This is a genomic window from Quyinboa mangrovi (genome assembly GCF_042219825.1).
Lineage (GTDB): Bacteria > Bacteroidota > Bacteroidia > Bacteroidales > UBA5342 > JBHJHP01.
Window position 1 is genome coordinate 169,258 of sequence record NZ_JBHJHQ010000004.1, and the last position, 21,018, is coordinate 190,275.

18 protein-coding genes are annotated in these 21,018 nt (G+C 36.4%); 4 read left to right on the plus strand and 14 right to left on the minus strand.

Features of this window, described 5'->3' with window-relative positions:
• Nucleotides 1-42: 42 nt before the first annotated feature.
• The 14 genes from ACE1ET_RS09505 to ACE1ET_RS09570 all read right to left on the minus strand — a co-directional run bounded on the left by ACE1ET_RS09505 (nucleotide 43) and on the right by ACE1ET_RS09570 (nucleotide 15,862).
• Entirely contained in the window at nucleotides 43-1,605 is a 1,563-nt protein-coding gene (locus tag ACE1ET_RS09505) for a T9SS type A sorting domain-containing protein (protein WP_375728160.1), read from the minus strand.
• A 304-nt stretch (nucleotides 1,606-1,909) separates the two neighbouring features.
• On the minus strand, nucleotides 1,910-4,408 hold the full coding sequence (locus ACE1ET_RS09510) for a carbohydrate-binding protein (protein ID WP_375728161.1): 2,499 nt from the start codon (nucleotides 4,406-4,408) through the stop codon (nucleotides 1,910-1,912).
• Between the two features lie 212 nt (nucleotides 4,409-4,620).
• Complete coding sequence (locus ACE1ET_RS09515; protein ID WP_375728162.1) at nucleotides 4,621-6,174, minus strand: S41 family peptidase; 1,554 nt, start codon at nucleotides 6,172-6,174, stop codon at nucleotides 4,621-4,623.
• Nucleotides 6,175-6,403: 229 nt separating this feature from the next.
• On the minus strand, nucleotides 6,404-7,855 hold the full coding sequence (locus ACE1ET_RS09520; RefSeq protein WP_375728163.1) for a serine hydrolase domain-containing protein: 1,452 nt from the start codon (nucleotides 7,853-7,855) through the stop codon (nucleotides 6,404-6,406).
• A 161-nt stretch (nucleotides 7,856-8,016) separates the two neighbouring features.
• On the minus strand, nucleotides 8,017-9,369 hold the full coding sequence (locus ACE1ET_RS09525; protein WP_375728164.1) for a hypothetical protein: 1,353 nt from the start codon (nucleotides 9,367-9,369) through the stop codon (nucleotides 8,017-8,019).
• A gap of 377 nt (nucleotides 9,370-9,746) precedes the next feature.
• Complete coding sequence (locus ACE1ET_RS09530) at nucleotides 9,747-10,310, minus strand: hypothetical protein (protein WP_375728165.1); 564 nt, start codon at nucleotides 10,308-10,310, stop codon at nucleotides 9,747-9,749.
• A 102-nt stretch (nucleotides 10,311-10,412) separates the two neighbouring features.
• On the minus strand, nucleotides 10,413-11,360 hold the full coding sequence (locus ACE1ET_RS09535) for a hypothetical protein (RefSeq protein WP_375728166.1): 948 nt from the start codon (nucleotides 11,358-11,360) through the stop codon (nucleotides 10,413-10,415).
• A gap of 129 nt (nucleotides 11,361-11,489) precedes the next feature.
• Nucleotides 11,490-13,052 (minus strand): rhomboid family intramembrane serine protease, encoded by a 1,563-nt coding sequence (locus ACE1ET_RS09540; RefSeq protein WP_375728167.1) that lies wholly within the window; start codon nucleotides 13,050-13,052, stop codon nucleotides 11,490-11,492.
• A gap of 386 nt (nucleotides 13,053-13,438) precedes the next feature.
• Nucleotides 13,439-13,726: a type II toxin-antitoxin system RelE/ParE family toxin gene (locus ACE1ET_RS09545; RefSeq protein ID WP_375728168.1), complete on the minus strand. Its 288-nt coding sequence runs from the start codon at nucleotides 13,724-13,726 to the stop codon at nucleotides 13,439-13,441.
• Nucleotides 13,719-13,958, minus strand: coding sequence for a ribbon-helix-helix domain-containing protein (locus tag ACE1ET_RS09550; protein ID WP_375728169.1), 240 nt, complete (start codon nucleotides 13,956-13,958; stop codon nucleotides 13,719-13,721). Before ACE1ET_RS09550 ends, ACE1ET_RS09545 begins: the two co-directional genes overlap by 8 nt.
• 85 nt (nucleotides 13,959-14,043) lie before the next feature.
• Nucleotides 14,044-14,286 carry a hypothetical protein gene (locus tag ACE1ET_RS09555; protein ID WP_375728170.1) on the minus strand — a complete coding sequence of 81 codons (243 nt, stop codon included), beginning with the start codon at nucleotides 14,284-14,286 and terminating at the stop codon, nucleotides 14,044-14,046.
• Nucleotides 14,287-14,363: 77 nt separating this feature from the next.
• Nucleotides 14,364-14,888, minus strand: a complete 525-nt coding sequence (locus ACE1ET_RS09560) for an SDR family NAD(P)-dependent oxidoreductase (protein WP_375728171.1) — start codon at nucleotides 14,886-14,888, stop codon at nucleotides 14,364-14,366.
• Nucleotides 14,889-15,190: 302 nt separating this feature from the next.
• Nucleotides 15,191-15,520, minus strand: a complete 330-nt coding sequence (locus ACE1ET_RS09565) for a helix-turn-helix domain-containing protein (protein WP_375728172.1) — start codon at nucleotides 15,518-15,520, stop codon at nucleotides 15,191-15,193.
• 12 nt (nucleotides 15,521-15,532) lie between these two features.
• Nucleotides 15,533-15,862, minus strand: coding sequence for a type II toxin-antitoxin system RelE/ParE family toxin (locus ACE1ET_RS09570; RefSeq protein ID WP_375728173.1), 330 nt, complete (start codon nucleotides 15,860-15,862; stop codon nucleotides 15,533-15,535).
• A 632-nt stretch (nucleotides 15,863-16,494) separates the two neighbouring features.
• On the opposite strand from ACE1ET_RS09570, the gene ACE1ET_RS09575 reads away from it, so the two are divergent.
• The 4 genes from ACE1ET_RS09575 (at nucleotide 16,495) to ACE1ET_RS09590 (ending at nucleotide 20,982) form a co-directional block, all read left to right on the plus strand.
• Complete coding sequence (locus tag ACE1ET_RS09575) at nucleotides 16,495-17,292, plus strand: glycyl-radical enzyme activating protein (RefSeq protein WP_375728174.1); 798 nt, start codon at nucleotides 16,495-16,497, stop codon at nucleotides 17,290-17,292.
• A 5-nt stretch (nucleotides 17,293-17,297) separates the two neighbouring features.
• Nucleotides 17,298-19,661, plus strand: coding sequence for a trans-4-hydroxy-L-proline dehydratase (gene hypD, locus ACE1ET_RS09580; RefSeq protein WP_375728175.1), 2,364 nt, complete (start codon nucleotides 17,298-17,300; stop codon nucleotides 19,659-19,661).
• Nucleotides 19,662-19,815: 154 nt separating this feature from the next.
• Nucleotides 19,816-20,301: a hypothetical protein gene (locus ACE1ET_RS09585; RefSeq protein WP_375728176.1), complete on the plus strand. Its 486-nt coding sequence runs from the start codon at nucleotides 19,816-19,818 to the stop codon at nucleotides 20,299-20,301.
• A gap of 252 nt (nucleotides 20,302-20,553) precedes the next feature.
• Complete coding sequence (locus tag ACE1ET_RS09590; RefSeq protein ID WP_375728177.1) at nucleotides 20,554-20,982, plus strand: pyridoxamine 5'-phosphate oxidase family protein; 429 nt, start codon at nucleotides 20,554-20,556, stop codon at nucleotides 20,980-20,982.
• The last annotated feature ends 36 nt before the right edge of the window (nucleotides 20,983-21,018 follow it).

Genomic DNA, 21,018 nt, shown 5'->3' on the forward strand with positions numbered 1-21,018 from the left:
TAATGAAAATGAAAAAATATGCTTACGGGGATGGGGACCAACTCAATGGATTATAACCCGTTGTCTTAAGGTTTTATCAGATGTCGTTATTTCCCAGATATAGACACCTTGTTTTAAATGCATCCGGAAGGTTGAATTCGGTGCGTTTAATACATCGTTAAATACACTGACGCCCTGAAGATTATATATTCTTAATACTGCATCCGGCTCAAACTGATCATGAAGATCAATGGTTATGACATCGTTTGCAGGATTAGGGTATATGCTGAACGCTGTATTTCGGAATGGATTGCGGACTGAAACCGTTCTGCTGCAAATTGTATTGACATTGATGCTATGCTCAAAACTGACAAATGCAGGTGACATAGTCGTCAGTTCAGGATCATCAAGCTCCAGGGTGCTTTCGTAACTTGTTGTGCTGAGATCACGGGTTTTAAATTCAACAGGTGATGTATTGCAGGATGAATTACCTGCTGTGTCTGTAACAATGAAATAAGGACCTGTTGTGGCAGTTTTTCTCCCTGCCAGAAGATATGTATTTCTGCCGGTTTCCATTGGCATGGATAAGGAAGCAAACGGACCATTACCATATTCTTTAGCCCAGATAATATTTCCATTTATATCCAGTTTGAGTGTAAATGAACGGATATCCTCATAGTTTAGAATTCTGCCGGAAACTAAAATCTGATTATTAAGAATAGCTGTGATGCCAAAGGCCTGTTGAATCTGAACGGGTTCCTGCTGTATTTCCTTCGTCCAGACCGGATCACCGTTAACAGCACTGACACGCATGAAAACCATGTGCGTTGCATTGGTAGCTACTGAATCCGCAATATTTCCTGAAATTATCAGATCACCATTGTCAAGCATTGCAATGTTGGTGGCAGAGGCATCAAGACCTTCGAAATCATATTCTTTGAACCAGTTATAACCCGTTGTTCCGGTACTCAGAATATAGGCGCCATATGCATTGGTTGTCGTGTTACGGGTGTTTCCGCAGATGAAAAAGTTACCTGCTCCGTCGCTTACCACATCATCAGGAACAGGTCCACCGTTAAATTCTGGCTTAGCTATGCGGATCTGGTTTAGTATGCTTCCATCTGATTTGGTGTGGATAATTTTTGTGGGTTTACCCGATACGCCATACCTGATGATCAGGACCAGCGAATTATCAGACTGCTCAAAAACACCAAGGGTGGCATCATCATATGAATTATCGTATAGCCTATGCCACAGCACATTCCCGTCTCCATCAATTTTGTACATGCTGGCACCGTAGTAAGTTGAAAAATCTGTTCTGGTTGTTCCCCCAACAATAAAATTGCCATCCTGTAGTTTGGTTAAGGTACGGAAGTTATCCTTTTTAAGCATGTTGTAGCTTTTAAACCATAGCATATTCATTACGGAGTCCATTCTCAGCACTATGGCATAGGCCGTGTCGCTGGTAGGCGGTTGTGCATAACCGCAGGCCATGTAGCCCTTGTCCGGAAGCTGTACCATATCCGTCAGGCTGACCAATGATCGGGAATAAAGTTCTTTTTCGAAGAGGTGTTGTGCATTTAAAGTGAGTGGGAGCAATAATAAAAAGAGTAATTGCTTTTTCATAAGAATGCATTTTATGATGTCCACTGCCGGCTTTTGCGTTCGTCAACCGGTATAATTTAAACAATCATGGTAACATATAGTTTGATAAAGCGATTAAATGCATTTCGTTGTGTACTTACGGTTTGGTTTGAATAAACACATTTGTGCATATCCCGGATCACCTTGCGTGAATCTGGCGGAGCGAGTCAGGAAAGGAATGGCCATGACGAAAAGTGCAGGTAACGAACGCTGATATGTTTTGTTTTAAAGAGCGGCCATGCACTACGCGTGAGTTAGCGAGCGTTTTCTCTTAAAATCTCTTCAATTATTCTTTAATAAATTTTAATGTTTCTGATATTTTATCATCTTGTATCTTTATAAAACACATGCCATTCGGTATTTTTTCAATATTAATTGATTGACCTTTGGTCTGAAACAGCTTTGTTCCTGACATATTATATGCAATTAAGTCTGCATCTGCTGATACACCTGTTACAAACAGTATAGTGGTAACCGGATTAGGATATAACCCTATATCCGAAGTTGGTGAAACACTTACATCTTCAACCGCGGTTGGTATTGAAAATGAGATATAATTTGTATTGAATTCCTGTGCATCAATATAGAATCGCATAACATGTTGGCCTGCAGATAAATTTACATTAACTGTTACATTCTGCCATACCTGCCAGCCACCCGTGTTTGGTACCGTTTGTATACCTGAAATATCTGCTCCGTCCATTTCAATATGGAATGATCCACCAACAGGAGAAGCAACACGGGTAATCATTTCATAAGTGCCCGAAGCTGACACATTCACTGTATATTCAAGCCATTCGCCGGTAACAGACCAGTCGATATTATACCCGCCCTCATCACAAGCTTCAATGTCTACACCATCTGAACGATATACTTCACTCTGATTGCCTACATTGGCATCGTGATAGGCAACACCTTCGCCACCATTGTCGTAATTTTCCATTTGAACGGTACCAGGTATTGAAATAATACCTGCATAAGGTGATTGTGTGGGAACATCTTCATCTGTTACTATTGCCTGCCTTACATCTGCCGGTGATACTGTTTGGCTGCAATTTGTAAAATTAATATCCTCTGCATATCTGATGTAATATCCCCACGCTGGAAGCATGCCAAAAACATTGTATTCGGGATAATTTCCTGTATATTCACCGGGTCTTCCGGGAACAGAGGTTGCACCCCCTTTAAACGAATTTACACTAACATTATTAAAGGTTATATCTTTTACTTTATAAATGGTACCATCTGAATTTATTCCGCTGATACAGCTGCCGATATTATCCGTAATATTTCTAAAATCTAAATTAGAAAATGTAATACCGGTTATGCTCCCGGTTTTTGTTGGAGCGCCGACAGGCCTATGACCTCGTTTTCCTGCAGAATGCAGAAGAAAAAAGGCGTTTGCTGTAGTTGCCAGGTTTATCCTGTCGAAGGTAATATTAGAAAAGTCTGCGCCATCCAACCCCTGAAGAGAAATTCCGCATAAACCACCTCTTCCTGATCCGTTTATGGCAATATCCTGAAGTAAACAGTTTGTAAAAGCTCCATACGTTAAAGTACCGAATTTTATTTTATTGCCTGTCGTACCATTTACTGTTACATTTTTAATGGTCAAATTATTTACACCTCTTGTTGAACCGCTTTTGGGACAGATCGCATCGTCCTGGCATAAAATTGTACTGTTAGTAATTGTTACATCGCGAGAGTCACAAATATCAATCCCATCTTTATTTACGCCATAAGTAGAAGTGTTTATGTTGATTCCATCCACTATTACGGTATCACATTCCAAAATGACAAAGTCCCACATCGCGCTGTTCAAAATTTCAACATTAGCAACTCTTACATTTTCCGAATAAGCTAAATACAGAGCCATTGGTCTGAGAGTCTCATCTTTGTTATGATCCCATATCGGGCAATCACCATTGCCGTCGATTGCACCACCGCCTGCAATCGTTAAATTGTTGGCTTCCTCTGCATAAACAAAGGCTTCTTTGAGTTCCCAACCGCCACCTCCCAAAACGCCGGATAACCATACATTGGCATTATCCGCATGCTGAGTTATTGCAGGATACAAAGAATTATCCTGTATTCCTTTCAATACTGCGGTGTTATCAATCCAAAATGTCATGTTGGATTTCAATTTTATCTGACCCGACATATATGTTCCAGTTGATAAAATTACTGAGCCTCCATCAGAACATGCGTCTATCGCTGCTTGTATTGCCTGGGTATCATCTGTACTTCCATCACCTTTTGCGCCATAATCTTTTACATTGTATTGAGTTCCCGTAGGACTGCAAAGCCCATCATCACTGGAAACTGCAATGTTATCTATATTTGGACCGCCACTTGAAGTATTTGCCATAAGTTTAACGGTGTTATTACCCGCATTAAGATTGACAGTAACTCTGCCAATCCAGTAATAATTCCAGTCTCCAAAATGGGATGGAAACATCATGTCTTTGATAACAACACCGTTTACGGTTAATTCACACTGGCGATTAGCTCCGCTTGCATTCGCATATTTAATCAATAGAGTATGATTTCCAGCTGTTTCACAAAATATATTATTCCATTCAACATATGAACCGTTTCCCCCCATATCAAGATAACCTGATCCAACGTATGGGAAATTTGATGTACCGACGGTACAATCTGATGATTTATTGGTATAATTTTCACCCTCGTAGTAAGAAGTACGAAAGACTTTTGCACCTTGAGCATTTATGGTTCCTGACGAAACAATTATTAAAATCACTAAAACGACCAGTTTAAATTTCATAATGTTTTTTAAGTTTTGTATCAAAGCTTCAATGTTAAAGCAGGGTAATTGTTACTGTAAGCATACAGTTATTATTCCCAGCATAATATATATACAATAACGAGAATAATATTACTTGCTGTTAATAGAATCTTTTTAAACTTTAATCGGAATTAATGAATGATCAGGATATTTTCAATGTGAATTTGCTATTGACATATTGTTATGTGACGTTATTTTTTATCATTTATCAATTTCAGGGTAAACTCTAACACTCTGTCTTTATGATTTATATCATCTTCTATTGAGTTCCTTACTGTAAAATCAGGTATTACGCCCCGTTGATTATCTGTACCGCAAGCACTAAATGCCTGTTCCCATGAGGTCATAATTTTCAATCCTGTATCCGGAAGTTTAAATATGTGAACATCTCCAAAATTCACGGTTGCTCCGCCTGTTTCTTCTCCTATTATGGTGCCTTGTCCATAACACTTATATGCTGAAGCAAACCCCTGTGCAGCCGAAAAGGTTCCGTTATTGGTTAATAAATATGTTTTCCCTTTGTATCGTAAAGGAAGTTCTTTTAACTGGCGCAATCCCGGAATTCGTGTGTAAGATTCCCGTGCCTTAGCATCTTTAATATACGGTAGCTTCTTTTTTACCTTTCCTGTAGCAATAAGCTCATTACTGACTTTTACAATTGCAGAATCAATATCATTATGCGGTTGATTGAAAATATATTGTTCAAGCCATGCTGTTATGATAGAATATCCTCCGCCATTGTCCCGTATATCGATGATTAAATGTTCAATCCCCTTATTTTTTAATTTGCTGAACGTAGTTTTGTAGAAGCTTTCGTAGTTTTTTAAATCCATACAGCTAAAAAAACCGATATAACCTGTTTCAGGTGTCAATTCCCTGTAAAATAATTTTTGAGGTTTCTGAAATTTTGACTTAAAAAAATGAAACATATTTGAGGCAACACTTCCGTTCACTGTTTTTTCAATAATTTCTTTACTGTTATATTCAACGTATTTAATTTTAAAAGGCTTGAAATTATTCCAGATACTGATGTTGACAGGTTTGGTTATCAGATAATTTCTAAAGGCTTCATTTTCATAGCTTACCAGGTTACTCCATTCATCAATTACCTGTTTTATGCCTTTATTATTTATCTCAATAATTTCCGAACCAAGTGGAACAGAGCTCAATAACGATAAATTAGTCGTCACAAAAAGTCTGTCATCAATAATTTTTGTTTTATAAGGGAAAGTTCTTCGAAACATAGATTTTGACGCTAAGAGATTTTCCATGGGTCTGGTATGACCTGTCCTGAAATGTGAGGTTAAGCGTGCACAAACTTTAAAAAATTCCAGCTCAGAAACCTTTTCCGGTAAATTATTTATTTCGTTGTTATATTCAATTAAGAAGGAATCTTTGGGTATCAAATGGTAAATATCCGGATGAATATGTTCCAGTGATTCAATCATATAATTCAGATCATTGATGGCTGTTTGTTTTGAAATGGGCTTATCCTGCATATAATAGACCAGAAAGCCAAAGCAAAATAAAATTGTGAATAGATGCCCAAACACTTTAGCTTTTAAGAAATCCTTAAATCGTATTTTCCTTCTGATGAAATATTCGATACTTATAACGATTACTGTAGGAATTAACACGAAGAGGTATAGAGAAATTATATCTGTGAGTGTAAACAATCCACTTGCTATCATATAGATAACGAGGAGTCCAAGAATGATTGAGGTAATTCGGATTTTCCACTTCATTTTATAAAATTTAAGCTATTGAAAGGTTAGTTGCGTTTTTCCACTTACTTCGTTAAAATAAATAGATTACAAACTATCTATTTTTACAAATAACGAAACTTTAGAATGAATATACGACTAAAATTTAGTTAATTCAACAATCGGTCTGAAGCACAACCTTGTAATATAATGACGATTAAATACCGTTTAAATGCATTTCATTTTATACATTGTTATAGGCTGTCTTTGATTACCATCCGAAAGCGACAATTTGATTACTTTCATTGAACTGCAGGTCAAAACATGGGGTTAAATCAACAACTTTTCCATCTTTCGATTCCAAAACAATATCGTAGCTCATATCCCCGTATTCTAAAATATGGTTCAGCCGATATCCCAAAAACTCTTTCTGCATGTCCTTCATCCAAATTTTGAATCTTCGTTCTCTTTCTTTACTGGCGACATGTTTGTTGATGAAATCATCTATGTTCTTGTCATCGGTCAAAATTAGTTTTACAAACTGATGTATGATTTCAAGTTGTTTATTTGTAATATCGGTACTGCCATGTTTTATACTTTTCATTTTAGGTACAATGGGAGTATAGTTTTCCTTAAATAGTAATTGCTCTATTTCCCACGCAACTATCTGAGTGTCGTATCTTAATTCGTTGGTCATATATATGATTACAGTATTTTCTACAGGGAGTTGTATGAAATCGGCATAAAATACACCATTTGAGCCGTTGTGAGCTATAATTTTTGTATTCCTGTCACTATTCATTATGGTCCATCCGTAAGCATAGTGTGAATTTCCTGATTCATTTTCTTTTACGTGGGGAAAAGTGAGTTGTTCAAATGATTTTTTAGAAATTATTTTGTTTTCTTTTAATGCCTTATACCATTTATATAAATCGGAAGGATTAGAAAGTATGCCTCCATTGCCTTTTAAATGCCACGAGATTTGATTTGAGTCTGCCTGCCATTTCATAAGGTGAGTTCCCCAATCTTCCCCGCATTTATAACCGTGGGCAATTTGAGTTGTATCCCATTTGGGGAAAAGATAACCTGTATGTTTCATCCCTGCTTTTTGAAAAAGATGTTCCTGCAAATAGGTCTCATAATCTGTTTGCGCAACTTTTTCAATTATCATAGCTAGAATACTGTAACCCACGTTGGAATAACTAAACTGTTTTCCTGGTTCAAAATCCAATGGTGAATTATAAACTTCGCTTAAAAACTTCTCTTTTGAGATGGGAACGAAATCCACTCCGTAACCAAGATTTCCAACTATTCCTGAAGTATGGGTAAGCAATTGATGAATAGTAATGTTTTGTTTGTCTTTAGGAATGTTTTCAAAAAATTTGCAAATAGAATCGTTTACCGATAATTTGCCTTTTTCCTGTAATTTTAGAATAGCAGTTGCTGTAAATTGTTTTGTTAATGATCCTATTGTGAAAATGGTTTCTTTAGTTACAGAAAGATTTTCGTTTTTGTTTCTTAATCCAACACCACCAGAGTAAAGTACTTCTCCGTCTTTAGCTACTAAAACGCTTGCTGAAAGTCCATTTTCATTACATTCGTCCATATAGGATTCAAGTCTGTTTTTTAAAGAATTAACTCTGTCATTTGAGTTGGTTTTGTTTTTGCAGGAAACACAAAGCGTTATAATTATTACTATGATTGAAGTATATCTTTTCATCATCTTTTTATGGTTTTGTTTTATTTGCCCCTAATGTTGTAATATAATGACTATTAAATACCGTTTAAATGTCTTTCATTTGGTACGGGATTCACCTTGTCGCCCCAAGGCCGTGGCGTACAAACCCAGCCATACCTTATGCCACGTGTTGTTAGTTCGTGATTTTATTTATTCTTCACTGATTCAAAAAAATCTACTATTTTCGGAAGAGCCGAATCCCAAATACTAATGTGGTCAGCATTTTCAAATTTCATAAAATTAAAGTCTTCAAATACGTTTTCGGCTATATCTTTTGTCGTAATAATTTTATTTAAAATATCCTGATGCTCATTAGAACCTGTAACAAGTAAAACAGGTAATTCAGTGTTGTTATTAATTTCATCTTTTGATAACCAAAGTGCAGTTCCTCCAATAGGTGCAATAGCTCTAAAGAATTTATGATATTTTAATCCGGTCTGCCATACTAAATCACCACTATTTCCACCACCCGTAAGGAAAATTTCACGATCATTTATGGAATATAATTTCTTAATTCTATCGATTGAGGTGAAAAGTTGCAAGTCCCGATCCTCAGAATTCCTAAAATTGCCCACACAAAGGATAATCCAGTTTAATTCATCTGCTTTATTTTTCAGGAATTCCTGGTTGTTGAAAAAAGCATCAACCTCCATACCCATAGGGAAAACCGCAACTAAAGGATATTTTTTCTCAGGATGGTATTTTTCCGGAATATAAATTCGATAGTAGTTATCAATATTATCTATTGTAACAGATTGTTTTAAATCACCAGTCAATGTATATAATTTTGCATTATTCTCAAGTAATGAAAGGTATTTCCGGATTAAATTAATATCATTTGGATAATTAATTTTCCCCATATAGTCTTGTTTGAACGCTCTGTTATCCCATACAAATTGCATTCTGGCAATAGCTGGAAAATTTCTGGCAAACCCTTCATAACCATTTTGTTCTTTTTCTAAACTATGCTGCATATAACTAAGTGATTCAATTACTGTTTTGTATTGAGCGTCAGCATCGTTTAATTGTATCCGATTAATTTGAGTTTCAATATTTGCATATAATTGATTGAGGTTTTTGACTGCCAAAAATGTATAAGGCGCTTCAGGAAGAGAATCTCCATCCGGGGTTATTAGTTTATAGCCAATGTAGAACAAACCTTCTTCTTTCAGTTTAATAGGGATATTAAGATTATAGTTTGTGATCTTGTCTATATTGAATTGAAATTTCTGAATGGCATTCCAGGCATTATCCCTTAAAATAAACCGGGCTTTATACGTCCCTGATAAAGGTTCCCCTAAATCAAAAATTGGCTCAATGTTTATCGTGATAGTATCTTCCAAATCCGATATTCCTTGTTGAGGCATTATTCGTAATGCGCCAGCAAATTCATAATCTTCAATTTTATAGTCATGGTAGTTTAATGCGATTGCCTTTATTGTATATCTGTAGGCAAGATATTTTTCATGATTCTTTTTTGCATTATTGGCCTGTTCCAATAACTGCTGTACACGATCTGAAACAGCGACATTTTCGCTCCTTAGCCGGTCAATGGTACGTGGAAAAGCGTTAACGACCGGGTTGTAATCAATTGTTCTAAGTTCATTGAGTTGTTCACCCCTGATAACTAAACAGGAAGAGGTGTCCGATATTTCCTGACCAAATATTCCATTGAATACAAGGAAAGAAAGTATTATTAGAATTGTAAACCTCATAATTAATATATTTCAGGTTGTTTTATTCGATTACCTAACTTATTTCAAATATCAAATTGACAAATTAGCCCAATAATCAACAAAAACATGCCATTTTGTAGTTTGTATTAAAACCAAATGCACTCATGTCCATGTGCTAGGCAATGTTCGTTTTAAAATATTTAAGGGATATTTTTAAATTCATCGAATATCAGATTCTCAATAAGTTCATATTTCTTTTCTACTTTATCCTCTTTGTCAGGGAAATTGGTTCTAAACTGAAATTGATTGTTTCTGTTATTTACTTTTATTTCCACAACGTATAAAGAAAAAGGCTGATGATCAAAAGTGTAACCAAACGAGTCTTGTGATGTATAATCAATAAGTTTTAATGAATCAACGATTTCAAAGAAACTTTCAAAGCCGCTTTTGGGCGTTATCTGTTTCTCTGTAAATATTTTTTCTGTTTTGTGCTTTATAAGTCCTTTTTTAACTTTGAAGCCAAACTCAGTATAATTAGCATGGTTCCCATGCGTGAGATCTGACGAAACAGTAATGACCTTATCAATAGATGTCCCGTTATTAAACCAGACTCTGAATACTTTTTTTGAATCATTCGTTTCTATCGGGAAAAGCCTTTCACTCGCATATGATATATTTCTAAATGGCATTACAACTTCATTACTTGTTGAACAACTAACAATTAAAACCATACAAATTAGAACTATAAAATTCGGTAGCTTCATCTATTGTAAATTTAATTTTTAAAATTGGTGCTAACATTTTATGGTATGGTGTCGTCCCGATGTACATCGGGATGTACTATATCATGTGTTGTACGCTGGCTATTATTCAATGTTTATCATTTCTTTTGTCAAATCATCGAAAGGTATTAATGCAAGTTTCTGTTTACTACTGCCAGACATCATACCTTTTTGAGTCGTTTCTAAAATCCCGTTATATTTTAACCAACGTCCTTTATTTATAGAAAATTCAGCAATCCCAGTAAAACTCATTGATAGTGAAGTCTCAATCTTTCCATTAGTCATTGGATTTTTCATGTATCCACTTGCTGATTCTGAAATGTCATATTTAATGACAGCAATTGTATCGTTTTTATCCTTAAGTATATCTATCAATTCGACATTATTTGTCCTGTCAGCTGATCTGCAAGCAAAAGATTGGTCAAATTGTAGATAGCTAACATTTAAGCTCCAGGTATCACCAATTTTTACAGGTCTGTCTGGTAATTCAAAATACATCGCTATTAAATTTTTCTGTGCTCCTTTTAAATAGAAACTTTCAATCTTTCCACTTTCATTAATTTCTCCTCTTAGAACAATTCCTTTCATCATGCTTGCAGGATTGAAATTTTTAGGGTCGATTGGTTTGTTGTCTTTGTCATTGAAATCTTCAGTGAACATTTTTGTCTCAATATTGCCTCTATCATTCCACTGCATTGTCGTAATGAATGAAGTCTTTTCGAATTCCTTTTTTAATCCATCGAATATTTTTTTAAACTCTTCTTTCGGCATATTTTTGTCGTCTCCGAAGTCAATTTCAAGATCAGAACTCTCAACTTGCTCCATTGCGGTCTTATAACCGATTGTTTCATCAGGTTTAAGTTTCCATTTTAGAGAAATCGCATCAGAATCAGAAATAGATTCCCGATTTTGTTTTGAGTCCTCTTGATATTTTTTAATCTGTTCTTGGGTGTTAGTTTTACTCTTTTGTTCATTCGATGAACAGCTTAATGTAAAAAGAGCAACTGTAATAATCATTATGTGTTTTTTCATATGAAGTATGTTTGTTTAGCGGATAGCTGTGAGAAATCGTTGCGCACTTCGAAGTACTGCCGTATAAAGCCGTTGCTGTCGTTGATTAAATGTTATGTTGTTCAAATTTACCACAATCCGAGCAATGTTTTATGACCGCCTTTTGGCAGCCGTACCTTTTACTTTATTTTCGATCATTATTATCGGATAAAAAATCAGTCCAATAATAAATCCACTTAAAAGTCCTCCAATATGAGCGGCATTATCAATTCCTTCTGCTAGTCCAAACAATAGATTAAGCCCTACAAAAATCAACGAAATAATAAAAAATAAACCTCCAACATCGTCAGGAATTGATTTTGTTAGATATAACGATAAAAATGCGCCATAAAGTCCAAAGATTGCACCCGAAGCACCTATACTTAAAGTCGTATCATGCCAGTACAAACTTGTCAAACTTGCTAAAACTCCGGTTACTACAAATAATATTAGATATTTTATATGTCCTAAAAACGGCTCAAGGATAACTGAAACAAAAACTAATCCTGAAATATTAAATATCAAATGCATTATATTTCCGTGAAGAAATACACATGTAAAAAGTCTCCACCACTCTCCATCCTCAGTTAGTGGAGTATAATTAGCCCCATATTTTATTAAATCGGCTCCTTTAAATGATATGAATCCAGATCCTCCAGATACCAATATTAAATACATAAGAACCATACCGTAAAGAATAAGAGGCGTAATTACATAACCGGATTTAAAGGATATATAACCAAGAAAATCTTTCCAATCCTGTTGAGCTTCTTTATCAGGTTTTCCAGCTTTTACTCTGTTAAGTACCCGTACATCGTAACCTGGTATGCTAATCATAATCAGCCAAACGATGCAACTGATAAGAGAAGAACCGAAGATCCAAAACAAGCTATTACCACTTCTCGCAGAATAAGGCTCGCTTACTCCAACAAGAATAACATCTGTAGGCTTAAATTTTTTTGTCGTTATTATGGCGTTACTAAAACCATCAAATTCCTTAGAATTGCCTAACCTCTCGAAATATGTAAACTTAGAGAAGTCTCTATTATTGAAATCATTCTGGCTTTCTGATGCAAATTTTTTGAATTCTATATCCTTTTGCCCTTTGCTTAGGTTATTACTGATTTTATTTCTGTATTCATGCCCTAACCAACCAAGCGGGGTATTTGAATCAACCTCATTTATTGATTCAAAAATCGGCATTGCTACGTAAATCATCATATTTAAATCACTACCGTATTTTTTAGGAATTACTTCATAATCCCGGTATATACCAATAGTATTCTTATCGATGTAATAGTTTTCAAAAGCGTAATACTTCGTTTTATCAAAGTTGTTAATCTCATTTATAGAAGTCAGTTCGGTTAATTTTCCAGTTGATGTTTGAATATAATTTTGTGCAATTAATATTGGTGCTGTAATGCCCACCCAAATAAGCATTGTGCAGAATTCAATCCAGTCTCCTAACTCAAGGATTTTTAATTTTTGTCTGATATAAAACCAGGCAGCTAACCCCGCTAAAGTAATAGGTATTCCAAATTCAAGGAGCATTTTTTTTAATGAAAAAAGTTGTAGCTCAATAAAAAGCAGCCAATGCAAAAAGGTGTATCCGCTGACTAATATTATCATTGTCAGGATAGCGGGTTTGTATATTATCAGTAGTTTATCTTTCATCTAATTGTTTATTTCTTGCTCTGTCACTTTTTATGGATGGCTGCCAACTGGTATATATACCAATAGTTATACTGTTTTTATGCATCATTCAAGGCGATAAAGCCCATTTCTAATTTGCTATATTTTTGTTGAATGTAATGTTCATTTTGCATAACAGGTTTTATCCGACTGTATCCAGGAGATACAGGTTCTTTTCACTTTGGTGAGACTAAAATACATAAAAAAAGCGATACAACAGACAAAAGGGAAGGGGCAAAACTTAAACATACAGGAACGGCAAATGTGTTTGAAGGTGTGGTTGGATTTTCAAATGGCACGCAATATTCCTACTATGACCGTTTGTTGTCAATAGTACTTTTTTCATTAATGATTTTAATATCAGATAATTAAATAATATTATTTAAATCCTGCATTCCAACAATTGCCATGATCTCAACAATATTATCATTTACTCTGAAATATATACTATCGGAACCACAAGCACATCTTCGATATCCTTTTTTTATATAATCTACAGATTCAAATGCAAAAGGTTTTTGGGCAATAATTTCAAAATATTCAAAGAATGATTCAAAGTATAAATCTGCTTGTGTAATGCCAAATTTTCTTACTCCGTAATGGTGAATACGTATCAAATCTTCTTTAGCTACGTTACTTAGTCTGTATTTAGCCATTAAGTAACGACTTTGATTGTTTTAAGATTTGTTCTTTCGTATCATCCGTAAAACCACTTCTTTCAGATCTTTCAAGTTTTGCTCTAATCCAATCTATATGAGCTTGCTGTTTCCTGGCCTGTCTGATCAAGTCGTTAACAAGTTCACTTTTACTCGAATATTCTTCGCTTTCTACTTGTGTTTTTAACCACTCATCGTTGGGTTTTGAAAATGATATACTTTGTCTTGGCATAATTTTTTATTTTGTGATGTAAATTTACACCAAATTTGAATCACTTGCAACTTTCTCAGTATTATTGGCTGTTGCATAAAGTGCTTTATTCCAATCTATCATTTTTTCTAAAATTCCTAATCATTTTTAGAGTCATGTTTTTATCAATGAAACCGAATATTTTTGTCAGGTAATAATAAATCTTAAATGATGTTGGAAATATTATCAATGATTTATTTTTCTTTACTCCATATAAAATTATTTGAGAAGCATATTCTGGAGAAATACCTTTTTCAATAAAGTCAATTGGTCGTTGTTTTCCTTGTTGATTTGTATTAATAAGCTCCATGTTTTTCCCAATCATTGTTTTTATTGTACCAGGACAAACAGTCGTTACTTTTATATTAAAATCTAAAGCTTCTAATCTTAAAGCTTCGAAAATGAAACAGCTCCATGTTTTGAAACAGAATATGGAGTACTTACTGCTGTATATTCTAAAAGTCCTGATATTGATGTTATATTGACAATATGTCCTTGTTTTACTTTACTCATTAACTTGAATGCTTCTGTTGCACAGGATATTAATCCAAATAAATTTACATCAATTACTTTTTTCCAATGATTTATATTTAAGTCTCTAATTTCTCCTCCTATCGTAATACCTGCATTATTAAACATGTAGTCAATACGTCCGAATTCTTTGCTAACATTGGTAATTACATCTCTTATTTGTTTAGTATTTGTTACATCTAATTGAATAGCCCGGGAATTATTATCCTGAGTTTTAGAATGTATTATTTCTATAGTATTTTCTGCTAATCTTAAATCTTTATCTGTACATATCACTATAGCATCACATGTTGCAAGATTTAAACAGATAGCTTGTCCTAGCCCAGAACCACCACCTGTAACAACAACAATCTTGTCTTTATAGAAATCTGTAAATTTCATAGGATGTAGTATGTTTTAGTATTTTACGCTAACAAGTATATATACAAATAGTTATGCTGTTCTGTTTTTATGGGTTGTTCTGATCATTTCGCAAGACAGTTTATATCAGAGCGTATCAATATGATACAGGTTCTTTTCAGTTTGGTGAAACTAAAATACATAAAAAGATGATACAACAGACAAAAGGGAAGGAGCAAAACTTAAAAATGCCGGAACGGCAAATGTGCCGGAACGTATGGTTGGATTTTCAAATGGCACACAACTTTTCCACTATGACCGTATGTTGCATGCAGTTGTTTCTTTTAGGCAATTTCAAGGTGAGAATCTGAATCGAAATCAATCGTCATTTTAACTTTAGCTTTTAATGCTTCAAAAACTCTTAAAACAGTTGAGAATCTAACATCTTTGGTATTGTTCTCAATTTTGGAAATCTGAGCTTTTTGAACTCCAATTAAATGACCAAGTTGTTCCTGAGTAAGATTTTGTTCTTTCCTGGCTTTTTTAATCATATCCCCAAGAATATCTAATTTCAATTCAAATTCAAATTTTTCTCTGTTTTCAGTTCCTCTTTTACCGATATAATCATCAGTCAATTCTTCAAGAGAATATGTTTTAATTTTCTGTTGTTTCATGATAAATTTCTTTTAATCGTTAAAATAATCATTTTTAAGTTTCTCAGCTTTTTCAATCTCTTTTTTGGGAGTTTTCTGAGTTTTTTTGATAAATCCATTGGTTGCAATGACTAAAGTATTTTGATTATCTCTCTTATCCCAAAATGCAAGAAGTCTGATTTGTTTATTTTTAAACCTCGTTCTGAACTCCCAAATTTCACCATCCAGTTTTTTAAACAATTCAGGATCGTTAGTTGCTTTAGATTTCCAAATATTGAAAAGAATTTTTTCCCTTGTCTTTGAGTCTAATTTATCTAAAAATTCTTTGGCATTAATTAGAAATATTACATCGTATTTGTTCATTCATGATTATTTAACAAAAATACAAATAATTTCCTTATTGGGAAACATTATTGAAGGCTAAATTCGTCATTCCACAATAACCTACATCTATCATATATACTGACAGTCATGCCGTTTTAAGAGTCATTTGAGGCGATAAAGCCGATTTCTAAGTTGCTTTATTTTTGTTGAATGTAATGTTCATTTTGCATAACAGGTTATATCCGACTGTATCCAGGAGATACAGGTTCTTTTCACTTTGGTGAGACTAAAATACATAAAAAGATGATACAACAGACAAAAGGGAAGGGGCAAAACTTAAACATACAGGATCAGGTTATTCGGATTTAGGTTATAAGTGTTTTTGATGCGTGGTTTTACGATGAATCATCCAATGTATTAGCATGCATGTAAAAAATGGCCCTGCATTGAATTAACATATCAAAACTTTAGTACATTTGTACCAATGATTTACCTCAATTTACATATCATCCAAAATAATGCAAGCGGCAAAGGTCTCTTTGAATGCCGTATGTATTATAATCTCTGATAACGTTCCCATACGGAACATTTCCTCTTTTCGTTTTCTATAATAATTCATAATTCTATCATTATCCGAAGCTTTAGCGCAGGATTACTAATTCGTAATTAAATTGTCAGGTATTATTTATGATATAAAGCGTTTCGCCGTTCATGACGGACCCGGAATCCGCACTACCGTCTTTTTTAAAGGATGTCCGCTCCGCTGTGCATGGTGCCATAACCCCGAAAGCATTGATCCGAGACCTTTGGTGTCAGACAAGAAAATTATTGTGGACGGATGTGTGATGAATGAAACGGAGGAAACCGGCCGGACCTGGACAACAGAAGAGGTGATGCGTGTTCTGGAACGTGAAGCGGTATTTATGGAGGAATCGGGTGGAGGTGTCACATTCTCCGGAGGAGAACCCCTGCAGCAGACCGGTTTTCTGGAAGACCTGCTGATTCACAGCAAGAAAGAGGGCTATCATACGGTTGTGGATACATCGGGACAGACAGCCTGGTCGAATTTTGAACGGATTTTGCCCATGACCGACCTGTTTCTGTTCGATCTGAAACATGTTGATTCGGCAAAGCATGAGGCATTTACAGGAATTCCCAACAGGCTGATATTAAAAAACCTGGAAAGCCTGGCTACGAACGAAAAAAGAATCAGGATCCGGGTACCGGTCATTCCGGGATTTAACTTTTCTGCAGAGGAGCAGGAAAGGATCGCATCGCATATTAAAAGGTTGAACGGCAGTGTGGAACAGGTGGATTTACTGCCTTTTCACGCCATTGCAGCGCATAAATACAAACGATTTGGTATCGGGAACCGCATGGAAGGGATCAAATCGTTATACGAAGAAGATTTGACCGACATCGTCGGGATATACACAAAAGCAGGAATTTTAACCACTATTGGAGGATAGGCAAAATGAACGAACGCATTTCTAAATTACGCACACAAAGTCTGGATGCCGTGAACCGGCTGAATCCGGAAAGGGCGCTTTTAGTTACTGAATTTTATAAGAAACCGGACGCAGAAAAAATGTCCGTCCCGGTTCAAAGAGGCATGTGTTTTAAATACATCGCCACAAACAAGCACCTGTGTATTAACGAAGGTGAACTGATAGTAGGCGAACGCGGGCCGGAACCTAAGGCCACACCCACTTACCCTGAAATATCGCTTCATTCTCCGGAAGACATGGAGATTCTGGACACCAGACCAAAAGTCTCATTCAAAGTGAGTGAAGATACCAAACGGATTTACAAGGAAGTGATTACACCGTTCTGGAAGGGACGGACCAACCGTGACCGCATTATGAATGCGCTGCCTGAAGAATGGCATGCGGCATATGAGGCCGGAATGTTTACAGAATTTCAGGAACAGCGTGCGCCGGGGCATACCGTAGGCGGCAAAAAGATCTGGAAAAAAGGAATGTTTGACCTTATTGAGGATGTGAAGCGTTCAGAAAAAAAATGGCAACAGTCTGACGATTCCGGTTCAGAAGAAAGACTGGAAGAACTGAAGGGAATGCGTCATGCAGCAGAAGGACTTATTATCTGGGCTGAACGTTATGCCAATGCCCTGGAAGAACTGGCTGAAAAAGAAAAGGATGAGACCAGAAGGGCTGAGTTGCTTGAGATGGCCCGTATCTGTAATAAGGTGCCTGCGCATGCTCCGGAAACTTTTCACGAGGCTTTACAGCATTACTGGTTTATTCATTTGGCAGTGATTACAGAACTGAATCCATGGGATTCGTTTAATCCCGGTCGTCTGGATCAACACTTATTACCGTTTTACGAGAAAGGCCTGGCAGACGGGTCACTCACCAAAGAACGTGCTGTTGAACTGTTGCAGGCATTCTGGGTAAAATTCAACAACCATCCGTCACCACCAAAAGTCGGAGTTACCGCACAGGAAAGCAACACCTACACAGATTTCTGTCTGATCAATGTGGGTGGTGTAAAAGAAGATGGTACCGATGCCGTGAATGAAATGTCGTATATCCTGCTGGATGTGATTGAGGAGATGCGCCTGCTGCAACCCAGTTCCATGGTACAGCTGAGTAAGCTGAATCCGGATAAGTTCATTGAACGGGCTGTTAAGATTGTGAAAACAGGATTTGGCCAGCCTTCCATTTTTAATACGGATGCTATTGTACAGGAACTCACCGCCCAGGGAAAATCGCTGATCGATGCCCGTAATGGTGGTGCCAGCGGCTGTGTTGAAAGTGGCGCGTTTGGAACAGAGGCTTATCTGCTGACCGGCTACTTTAATATTCCTAAGGTGCTGGAAGTAACACTGAATAACGGTGCGGATCCCAGAACCGGAAAAACGATTGGTCTGCAAACGGGTGATCCGGAAAGCTTTGCCACTTTTGATGCTCTGATGGAAGCTTTCACAAAGCAGCTGAATTTCTTTACCGATATTAAAATAAAGGGCAATAATACCATCGAAAAGGTATTTACCAAACATATGCCGGTGCCCTTCCTGTCATTGATAATCGACGATTGTATCGATAATGCAGTGGATTATAATGCCGGTGGCGCCAGGTACAATACCTCATACATTCAGGGTGTGGGTATGGGAACCATTACCGATGCCCTAACGGCTTTAAAAGTGCATGTGTACGACAAACAGTCGCTGTCAATGGGAGAGTTCCTTGCGATACTGAAAGACAATTTTGAAGACCATACTGAATTCCTGTATGAACTGTTGTATAAAACACCGAAGTATGGTAACGACGACGATGCTGCCGATGATCAGTTGCGTGATGTGTTTGAAATTTATTACGATGCAGTAGATGGGAAGCCCAACAGTCGCGGCGGTTATCACCGGGTGAACCTGTTGCCAACCACCTGTCACATCTATTTTGGTAGTGTGATCAAGGCACTGCCGGACGGACGTAAAGCGGGAGTGCCGCTGTCAGAAGGGATCAGCCCCGTTCAGGGCGCTGACCGCCAGGGACCGACATCTGTGATTCGCTCAGCAGCCAAGATTGATCATTTACGAACCGGCGGTACACTGCTGAACCAGAAATTTGCACCGGCTTTCTTTAAAGATGATACGGCCATTTCGAAAGTGGCAGCTTTGGTACGGAGTTACTTCAGGTTAAACGGTCACCATATCCAGTTTAACGTAGTGGATGCAGACACATTAAAGGATGCACAGAAAAAGCCACAGGATTACCGCGATCTGATTGTACGTGTGGCGGGTTACAGTGATTATTTCAACGACCTGGGTTACGACCTTCAGGACGAAATTATCCGCCGCACAGCCCACGAAGGCGTTTAAGATGTTCTCCTTTTTTAAAAGAGATCCCGATGAACATCAGGATAAGATTTAATATACGGCCCCTTGTTACAGCGAGGGGCTTTTCTTTTTGTGTTAATGCAACCAAAGCGATTAGAAAAACATCTTTTACAGGTTAAATGTCAAACTGTTACCAATGAACCCCATTTATAAATTACTATCCATCGCATTTGTATTTGCAATTTGCATTTCCTGTGAGAAAACGGAAAAAAATCCAGCCTTAGACGACTTTTGTAGTGCAGCACCTGCGGGATGGAATTGCGAAATCGTACGGGATAATTTTGATATCAACGATTATCCAAAAAATGCCTATGTTCCGCTTGCTGTTATAAAATATCAAAATCCAGACAGAGCGTTTGAAAAATATGTGGATACGCCGGTAAGTTCCTCACTTATTCTCGATTTTTATCCCATAGCCCAAAAGCAGGAGCTGATTGATTTTATCCGGTCTCAGCAGATGTATTCATGGTGCATCCCCATATATTACGGAGAAACAAAAGAGTATTTTATCATTACATCACCGTGCTTTATCAATAGCGGAACTTTCACCGATGAAGCGGATTCCTGTATTGAGGATTTGCACAATGCCCTGGAAGAACTTATTACAAAAAACAGTTATTGACTTTTAAGGAGACATAAAAACTTTATGCAAGGTACAAGTAATATTTTATGTACTTTAGAATCCGGTATTGAACCGGTCTTGTTTTCCTGCTTGAACAGTTATGTAAGAATTACCATTTGAAACATTATTTTAGTTAATCAGATAATACGATATATTTCCATGATTGACTATTTTCATGCTTTTGAACAGATTAAAATGAAAAAATATCACTTACATAACCGCCCAAATCGTGAGATTAAAGACAAAGAAGAGATGGAGCGGATTTTAAAGAATGGCAAATATGCGATCATCTCCATGTGCAGGGAGGATGAGCCATATATCGTAACGCTTAGTTATGGCCACGATCCCGAGAAGCAATCCTTATATTTTCATTGTGCTCCTAAAGGGCTGAAACTTGATTTCCTGAACGCTAATAATAGAGTTTGTGCAACAGTGATTGAGGATGGCGGTTATATTATAAATGAGTGTGGACACGAATATAAATCTGTTGTTTTTTGGGGCGATATGCAGATAATAGGTGATGTAGAGGAGAAAAAACATGGGATGCGTGTTTTGCTCCATCATCTGGAAACCACAGATTCTGTTATGAAAGAAAAACTACTTAGGTGTGATGATTTTTACGCACAAATGGAGATCCTAAGACTTGATATTAAACAGATTCATGGGAAAGCCGGACGATAAAGACATTAGAACGAGAGAAAAACTGGAAGTTAAATT